Annotated in this window: 8 protein-coding genes and 1 pseudogene; 7 read left to right on the forward strand and 2 right to left on the reverse strand. The window is 44.1% G+C overall.

Going from position 1 to position 8,202, the window contains the following annotated elements:
* Positions 1-70 precede the first annotated feature (70 nt).
* The 6 genes from accD to JK188_RS04395 all read left to right on the forward strand — a co-directional run bounded on the left by accD (position 71) and on the right by JK188_RS04395 (position 6,180).
* Positions 71-1,039: an acetyl-CoA carboxylase, carboxyltransferase subunit beta gene (gene accD, locus JK188_RS04370; RefSeq protein WP_108478580.1), complete on the forward strand. Its 969-nt coding sequence runs from the start codon at positions 71-73 to the stop codon at positions 1,037-1,039.
* On the forward strand, positions 1,029-2,318 hold the full coding sequence (gene folC, locus JK188_RS04375; RefSeq protein WP_211886061.1) for a bifunctional tetrahydrofolate synthase/dihydrofolate synthase: 1,290 nt from the start codon (positions 1,029-1,031) through the stop codon (positions 2,316-2,318). Before accD ends, folC begins: the two co-directional genes overlap by 11 nt.
* 5 nt (positions 2,319-2,323) lie before the next feature.
* Positions 2,324-3,049 carry a cell division protein DedD gene (gene dedD, locus JK188_RS04380; RefSeq protein WP_211886059.1) on the forward strand — a complete coding sequence of 242 codons (726 nt, stop codon included), beginning with the start codon at positions 2,324-2,326 and terminating at the stop codon, positions 3,047-3,049.
* 177 nt (positions 3,050-3,226) lie between these two features.
* Positions 3,227-3,730 carry a colicin V production protein gene (cvpA, locus tag JK188_RS04385; RefSeq protein WP_006660265.1) on the forward strand — a complete coding sequence of 168 codons (504 nt, stop codon included), beginning with the start codon at positions 3,227-3,229 and terminating at the stop codon, positions 3,728-3,730.
* 14 nt (positions 3,731-3,744) lie between these two features.
* Positions 3,745-5,262 carry an amidophosphoribosyltransferase gene (purF, locus tag JK188_RS04390; protein WP_036952698.1) on the forward strand — a complete coding sequence of 506 codons (1,518 nt, stop codon included), beginning with the start codon at positions 3,745-3,747 and terminating at the stop codon, positions 5,260-5,262.
* A 345-nt stretch (positions 5,263-5,607) separates the two neighbouring features.
* Positions 5,608-6,180, forward strand: a complete 573-nt coding sequence (locus JK188_RS04395; protein WP_036952700.1) for a UbiX family flavin prenyltransferase — start codon at positions 5,608-5,610, stop codon at positions 6,178-6,180.
* Positions 6,181-6,198: 18 nt separating this feature from the next.
* On the opposite strand, the gene JK188_RS04400 is transcribed toward JK188_RS04395, so the two are convergent.
* Positions 6,199-7,104, reverse strand: a complete 906-nt coding sequence (locus JK188_RS04400; RefSeq protein ID WP_036952702.1) for a TIGR01777 family oxidoreductase — start codon at positions 7,102-7,104, stop codon at positions 6,199-6,201.
* 270 nt (positions 7,105-7,374) lie between these two features.
* On the opposite strand from JK188_RS04400, the gene yfcD reads away from it, so the two are divergent.
* Positions 7,375-7,917 (forward strand): NUDIX hydrolase YfcD, encoded by a 543-nt coding sequence (gene yfcD / locus JK188_RS04405; protein ID WP_036952704.1) that lies wholly within the window; start codon positions 7,375-7,377, stop codon positions 7,915-7,917.
* A gap of 46 nt (positions 7,918-7,963) precedes the next feature.
* Here yfcD and JK188_RS04410 read toward each other — a convergent pair.
* Positions 7,964-8,202, reverse strand: a pseudogene (locus JK188_RS04410) (hypothetical protein); the annotation flags it as partial.

Below are 8,202 nucleotides of genomic sequence, written 5' to 3' on the forward strand. Positions count from 1 at the left end.
ACCATCTGAAATTCAGGGGCGGTATTATTTGAAGTGTCGTCAGAGTGCAATCAGACAAAAAGGTCCATTAATGAGCTGGATTGAGAAAATTTTAAAAAAAGGTACTTCAACCCCATCCCATAAAGCAAACATCCCTGAAGGTGTTTGGACTAAATGTGATAGCTGTGGGCAAGTCCTCTACGGTGCTGAGCTTGAGCGTAACCTACAAGTGTGTCCAAAATGTGACCACCATATGCGAATTCATGCTCGCCAACGCCTTGAATCTTTCCTTGATGAAAACTCAACAACGGAATTAGGTAGCGAATTGGAGCCAAAAGATGTGCTCAAATTCCGCGACTCTAAAAAATACAAAGACAGAATTAGCTCAGCTCAGAAAGAGACGGGTGAAAAAGATGCTATCGTCGTGATGAAAGGTACGCTCAAAGAGATGCCTGTTGTTGCCGCTGCATTTGAATTCTCCTTTATGGGTGGTTCAATGGCATCGGTTGTGGGGGCACGTTTTGTCCGTGCTGTAGAACAAGCTTTGGAAGATAACTGTCCATTAGTTTGCTTCTCATCCAGTGGTGGTGCGCGTATGCAAGAAGCGCTTCTGTCTCTGATGCAAATGGCAAAAACCAGCGCTGCACTGGCGAAAATGCAAGAACGTGGCTTACCGTACATTTCTGTACTGACTGACCCGACCATGGGTGGTGTTTCTGCAAGTTTAGCAATGTTGGGTGATATCAACGTGGCTGAGCCTAAAGCACTGATTGGCTTCGCGGGTCCTCGCGTAATCGAACAAACTGTTCGTGAAAAATTACCTCAAGGTTTCCAACGCAGTGAATTTCTGCTGGAAAAAGGGGCAATTGACATGATCGTGCGTCGTCAAGATATGCGTGATCGTCTGGCGGATGTCCTAGCGATGTTAACCAATCAACCAAGTCTGAACACCGCGCCAGCGCTGGTTGTTGAAGTGGTTGATGTGGAAATTGACCTTGCTGACGCTGTCGATGGTGCAGATAAAGCAAAAGGCGCTAAACATAAAAAAGATGATGAGTAATCTAATCATTCCTACAGCCAAGTCTCCATTGGAGGCTTGGCTTTCTTATCTCACTGACCTGCATAGTCAAAATATTGATATGGGGTTGGAACGAGTAGGGCTAGCTGCCCGTCAAATGCATCTCACTCAACCTGCTCCTCGCGTCATCACTGTCACCGGCACAAACGGTAAAGGTACAACCTGCCATACACTTGAGTCTATTTTGATGGCTGCGGGTTTGAAAGTAGGGGTCTACAGTTCCCCACATTTAGTGCGTTACACGGAACGCGTCCGAATCCAAGGTAAAGAGCTTACTGAAAGTGAGTTTTGCCAAGCATTTGCGACTATCGAAGCGCAGCGTGGAAATATTTCATTAACCTACTTTGAATATGGCACCTTAGCTGCACTACAATTATTTAAGCAAGCTGAGTTAGATATTGTGATCCTTGAAGTAGGGTTAGGCGGTCGCCTTGATGCAACTAATGTCGTGGATGCGGATATCGCGGCAATCACCAGTATTGCGCTTGATCATACCGATTGGCTAGGTTCTGACCGTGAGCATATTGGTCATGAGAAAGCGGGTATTTTCCGCCAAGGTCATTATGGTGTGGTGGGTGAGCCTGATATGCCAGCCTCTATAGGCGCTTATGCAGACAAAATTGGCACCATGCTGTTTCGTCGTGGCAAGGATTGGGATTACCAAGAGCAGGGGCAACATTGGTCTTGGGAAAGTTCTCAACGTTCGTGGGACAATTTACCGTTACCGAATGTGCCGTTGGCTAATGCAGCAACTGCGATGGGGGTGATCAGATGCTTGATGGAGATTGATGCCCAGTTAGCGCAGAAAATCACTGACCAAGCTATCCACCAAGGTTTAAGTACTGCTCAGTTACCGGGACGTTTTCAGATCATTGGAGAACATCCGTTAATGATCTTGGATGTAGCCCATAACCCTCATGCTGCAGGCTATTTAGTCTCCAAACTCGCACAATTACCGGTGACAGAAGGTCGTCGAGTTCGTGCTGTGGTGGGAATGCTAGGGGATAAAGATATTCAAGGGACATTAACCTGTTTATCCCAACAAGTAACTGACTGGTATCTCGCGCCGCTAAGAGAGTTTCGTGGTGCAGATGTGACTGAGCTTAGTCAGCATGTTGACGGTGCCCATGAGTTTGATTCCGTGGAAGCAGCTTGGCAACAAGCATGTGCGGATGCGCGACCACAAGATGTGATTGTGGTGTGTGGGTCATTCCATACCGTGGCTCATGTCATGATGTTATTAGAGAAAGCAGAAGGATAAAGCCAGTGGCTAGTAAATTCCAAAATCGTCTTGCTGGCGCCATTGTGTTAGTCGCCGCAGGGGTCATCGTATTGCCCGCATTATTGGATGGCGATAAGAAATACAATGAAAATGAATTTGCGGCCATTCCGATTATTCCCAAACCGGGTGATGAAGAAGATATTGAGTCAATTGCACCAATTACACACAGTGCATCGACCGCGTCTTCGGAAGGAACTTCTGAAGCGATGTTATCGGAAGCTATTACTGAGCAAAAGCAAAGTGAGCAGCCTCCTGTAGCCGCAAACAGTGCAAATCAAAGCAGTACAAATCAAAGTAATAACAGCCAAAACGTGGCGAATCAAAATGGAAGTGCCATTCCAGCTAATGTCACTCCAGAAAAACCACGAGTAGAACCGAAACCGGAGCCTAAGCCAGAACCAAAACCTGAGCCTAAGCCTAAGGTGGAACCAAAGCCAGAACCTAAACCTGAACTGAAACAAGAACCTCAAGGTAAAGCGTATGTGGTGCAAGTGATTGCCCTCAATAATGCCAGCAAGGTTGAAGAAATTGTGGCGAAGTTAAGACTGTCTGGGTATCAGGTTTATACGGTGCCAGCGCAACCGGTGAACAACAAATTAACACGTATTTATGTGGGACCAGAAGCATCAAGGCAGAAGCTTGAGTCGGCTTTACCTGAATTGAACGCAATTACCGGTACAAAAGGGATAATCCAAGCCTTTAAACCTTAAATTGACATTCAGTTATCCCTAAAAAATAAGGGTATTTAGTAACTTACTGCGGCGATTATGATTTTTTCTTTTCGCCGCTGATTTTTTTAAATTCAATGAAAAATGGTTACGCAAACGTTTTCGTTTTCTGTTAGAATGCATTCGCCGCTGACGTGAATGCGAATTTTGGAATGAAATATGGTCTGGATTGATTACACAATTATCGCCATTATTGGCTTCTCGGCACTGGTAAGCCTGATCCGTGGATTTGTACGTGAGGCATTATCGTTAATCACTTGGGGTTGTGCGTTCTTCGTAGCAAGTACGTTTTACCCTTATTTAGCGAGTTACTTTACGAACTTTGAGGATATTTTAGTTCGTAATGGTATTGCGATTGCAGCGCTGTTTATCGCGACATTGATTGTCGGTGCAGTGGTGAACTATGTGATTAGCTCATTAGTACAAAAAACCGGATTATCGGGTACAGATCGTGTACTGGGGATCTGCTTCGGTGCGTTGCGTGGGGTATTAATTGTATCGGCGCTATTGTTCTTTCTCGATACATTTACACCGCTTCCTCAAAGTGAGGACTGGCATCGTTCACAGCTTATTCCGCAGTTCAGTCATATTATTAGGTGGTTCTTTGACTACCTGCAAAATGCGTCAAGTTTCCTACCGGAGAATATCTCTCCGTCTGGCTGATGAGGAAAGACTAAATGTGCGGTATTGTCGGTATCGCCGGTGTTTCACCGGTAAACCAATCAATTTATGATGCGTTAACGGTGCTACAGCACCGTGGGCAAGATGCAGCGGGTATTGCGACTATTGATGGTAAAAACAATATCCGTTTGCGTAAAGCAAATGGTTTAGTAAAAGACGTCTTTGAAACGCGCCACATGCTGCGCCTTCAAGGCTCGATGGGTATTGGACATGTGCGTTATCCAACTGCGGGTAGTTCCAGCGCATCCGAAGCCCAGCCTTTTTACGTTAACTCTCCTTTTGGTATCACCCTTGCACATAATGGTAACCTGACAAATGCTCACGAACTTGCTCGGAGCCTATTTGAAACAGCGCGTCGCCATGTGAATACCACGTCAGACTCCGAAATTCTTCTAAACGTATTAGCATACGAATTAGATAAGTTTGATCATTTTCCTCTCGAACCCGACAACATTTTTAGTGCTGTAGCATCAATGCACAAAAAAATCCGTGGTGCCTATGCTTGCGTGGCATTGATTATTGGTCACGGGATGGTGGCATTCCGTGATCCTCACGGTATTCGCCCATTAGTCCTTGGTCGCCGTATTCTAGCGACTGGCGAACATGAATACATGGTCGCCTCTGAAAGTGTGGCACTCGATACTTTAGGTTTCGAATTCCTACGTGATGTTGCACCAGGCGAAGCGGTATATGTCACTGAAGATGGCAAATTATTTACCCGCCAATGTGCAGAGAACCCGCAGCTGACACCGTGTATTTTTGAATATGTTTATTTTGCTCGCCAAGATTCGTTTATCGATAAAATCTCGGTGTATAACGCAAGATTACGTATGGGGCAAAAATTGGGCGCGAAAATTGCTCGTGAATGGGAGGATCTGCATATTGATGTAGTGATCCCAATCCCTGAAACCTCATGCGATATCGCGTTAGAAATCGCCCATATCCTAGATAAACCGTATCGCCAAGGTTTTGTGAAAAACCGCTATGTTGGACGTACCTTTATCATGCCTGGGCAACAAGAACGTCGTAAATCCGTGCGTCGTAAACTGAATGCTAACCGTGCAGAGTTTCGTGATAAAAACGTTCTGCTGGTGGATGACTCTATTGTGCGTGGTACCACATCAGAACAGATCGTTGAATTGGCTCGTGAGGCGGGTGCAAAGAATGTCTACTTTGCTTCAGCCGCACCAGAAGTTCGCTTCCCTAACGTCTACGGAATCGATATGCCAAATGCGAATGAGTTGATTGCACATGGTCGAGAAGTGGATGAAATTCGTAAGCTGATTGGCGCAGATGGTCTAATTTTCCAAGATCTCAGCGACCTCATTGATGCGGTTCGTGAAGAAAATCCGGAAATCAATGAATTTGAATGTTCAGTATTTGATGGCATCTACGTGACCAAAGATATCGACCAAAGCTATTTAGATTATCTGGAAAATCTGCGCAAAGATGATGAGTTGAAGTTGAAAGATCAGAGTGATGTTGAGGATTTAGAAATTTATAACGAAGGCTAAATTTTCGGGGATCCTCGTCATACTTCACGCTGTAGCGTTGTTGGCTGCATTAGCTAACCCTAGTCACATACTTGTGTATGCTCCTAGGGCTTAGCTAACTTGCCGCCTAGCTACAACATGAATTATTTAGAGGATTAAATGTGGTTTAAATCTAAAACTAAGCTGAAAATGAAGTTAGTCTGAATTACCCTCTGCTCGTATTGTTTTTCTTGATGCCCACTTATTTTCAGTGAGTAAAGTTTTGCTCTATATTTTTACTATCCTGACCTCTACACTTCGCCTCTCACTCACTACTTCCACCTATTTGGTATATAATGCAGGAAATTACGTGAATTGGGGTTGAACATGAAAAAACTTATCATTGGGTTAACAGGCGCGAGTGGGGCTATCTACGGTATTCGATTGCTGGAAGTGCTCAAACCTGTGAAAGATGTGGAAACCCACCTAGTGATGAGTGCAGCTGCGCGTCAGACATTAGCACTGGAAACAGAATTCAGTGTTAAAGATGTGCAACAGCTTGCAGACCATGTTTACGATAGCCGCGATATCGCCGCTGCCATCTCCTCAGGCTCTTTTCGTACTGCGGGCATGGTCATCATGCCGTGTACCATGAAAACTCTTTCTGGCATCGTTCACAGCTATACAGACACGTTAGTTACCCGTGCCGCAGATGTCGTTTTGAAAGAAGGGAAAAAGTTGGTGCTGGGCGTGCGTGAAACACCGCTGCATATTGGCCATTTGAAATTGATGGTACAAGCCGCAGAAATGGGAGCGGTGATTATGCCCCCAATGCCTGCGTTTTATCACCAGCCTCAATCTATTCAAGATATTGTTAACCAGACTGTTAACCGCGTTCTTGACCAATTTGATATCGAGCTTGAACAAGATTTATTTACCCGTTGGCAGGGCGCTAAATAGTGCCTGTTTTTAAAATAATCATGATTTTGGTGCTAACAAATCTTCAAGTGCAATTCTCAGCTCAATAAATTCAAATTCAAAGCCAGCCTCTTCTAAACGTTTAGGTATGGCTTGTTGTCCACCAAGTAATAATGTCGCGGATTCCCCAAGTACACCCCTGACTGCAAATGCTGGGGTGCGGATAAAGGAAGGGCGGTTGGTAACATCCCCCATCATGGCGGCAAATTGATCATTATGGACAGGGTAAGGCGAGGTCATATTAAATGGGCCGGAGAGGGTTGGCGTCTCCATTAGGAATAAAATCGCCTTCACCATATCGTTAATATGGATCCACGGCATAAATTGTTTTCCGTGACCAATCGGTCCACCAGCACCCATTTTAAAAATAGGCAGAATTTTAGCGAGCAAACCGCCGTTAGGGGATAAAACTAATCCAGTACGTAGTAAACAAACTCGGGTTTTATCCGATTGCGCTTCTTGGGCGATAGCTTCCCAGTGAGCAGCTAGTTGATGGGTAAATTCATCATGAGGTTGATCTTCTTCCGTCACGACCGATTGACCTTGGTCGCCATAGTAACCAACAGCAGAACCTGACAGGAATACGCTCGGTGGGTTTTGACTGGCTTTGATTAAATTCGTCAATTGTTGCGTGATTTTCCAGCGACTATCACAAAGGATCTGTTTTTGTGCTGCCGTCCAACGTTTTTCTGCGATAGGTTCACCAGCAAGGTTGATGACCACATCAAAGCCATCAAGAGAGGTTTTATCTTGAAGGGTTGTCCAGCATTCAACGGCTTTACAAAATAAACTGTATACTTTTTGTGGTGAACGGCTTAACACGGTGACCTGATGTGAATGCATCACTAACGTTTGAACTAGTTGGGTACCAATTAACCCTGTTCCGCCTGTTATTAGAATTCTCATTTTTTATCCCCCTATTTAAAGCGCTATCACACTCTAAATAATCCAATTTTTACCACCCTGTAAAGATAACTATAGCATTTGCAAATGGGAATTGTTGGGTTTCAGTTAACGCTTCACAAAAAAGAATTTTGTACTGTATCTTAAAGAGATGCATTGATTTTTGTGATGGAAAGCAAGGTCAAATTTGGTTAGGATCCCTTGCAACATATATGCGAAAAGAATACCTTGTATCAAAGTATTTTGGTGGGCAAGCTAAATAAGGTTTTCAGGATGGAACAACAGACCGAATTCGTCGAATGGGTAGATATCGTTGACGAAGATAATAATGTAATAGCGCAAGCAACTCGTAGCCAAATGCGTGCAGAAAACTTACGCCACCGTGCGACCTATATCGTGGTGCACGATGGTATGGGTAAAATTCTGGTGCAACGAAGAACAGACATTAAAGATTTCTACCCAGGGCTTTTGGACGCAACGGCGGGCGGTGTCGTGATGCAAGATGAACAGATCCTTGAATCAGCTAAGCGCGAAGCTGAAGAAGAATTGGGGATTGCTGGCGTTCCGTTTGCAGAGCATGGCACTTTCTACTATGAAAATGAAATTTGCCGTGTGTGGGGTGGATTATTTAGTTGTGTGAGCCACGGTCCTTTTGCTTTGCAAGAAAGTGAAGTCGCGGAAGTAAGTTGGTTGACACCTAAGGAAATTACCGCTCGTTGCGATGAGTTCACGCCAGATTCACTCAAAGCGCTGTCATTATGGTTAACACGTAATAATGAAGCGGATAAGGCGATTAGTTGTTCAAACCCAGAGTAAATGCGAGTATTGAAATTAGGACTACCTTGGTAGTCCTTTTGTATTTTTATGATTTATAAAATTTAGGTCCTTTGATTTTATTGGACAGTGGATATTGATGAAGTTTATCGGCGTAGGAGGTATTAATCTCGATGATTTTCTCATGTTGAGCATTAACTAAACACGCTTGCCGAGACATTGTTTTTTCAATGAGATTAAAAAACTTTTTCTTATTTTCTGTTATATAAAGCCCTTTATTAGGTTCAAGGAACTTGAATATAACTTTATCGTTAATATGTTTAATAG

This window comes from Providencia sp. JGM181 (assembly GCF_018257375.1).
GTDB classification, from domain to species: domain Bacteria; phylum Pseudomonadota; class Gammaproteobacteria; order Enterobacterales; family Enterobacteriaceae; genus Providencia; species Providencia lanzhouensis.

Coding starts and splice junctions, on each gene's coding strand:
- folC (WP_211886061.1), top strand. CDS start 1,029: ATGATGAGTAATCTAATCATTCCTACAGCCAAGTCTCCATTGGAGGCT.
- purF (WP_036952698.1), top strand. CDS start 3,745: ATGTGCGGTATTGTCGGTATCGCCGGTGTTTCACCGGTAAACCAATCA.
- JK188_RS04395 (WP_036952700.1), top strand. CDS start 5,608: ATGAAAAAACTTATCATTGGGTTAACAGGCGCGAGTGGGGCTATCTAC.
- accD (WP_108478580.1), top strand. CDS start 71: ATGAGCTGGATTGAGAAAATTTTAAAAAAAGGTACTTCAACCCCATCC.
- JK188_RS04400 (WP_036952702.1), bottom strand. CDS start 7,104: ATGAGAATTCTAATAACAGGCGGAACAGGGTTAATTGGTACCCAACTA.
- yfcD (WP_036952704.1), top strand. CDS start 7,375: ATGGAACAACAGACCGAATTCGTCGAATGGGTAGATATCGTTGACGAA.
- cvpA (WP_006660265.1), top strand. CDS start 3,227: ATGGTCTGGATTGATTACACAATTATCGCCATTATTGGCTTCTCGGCA.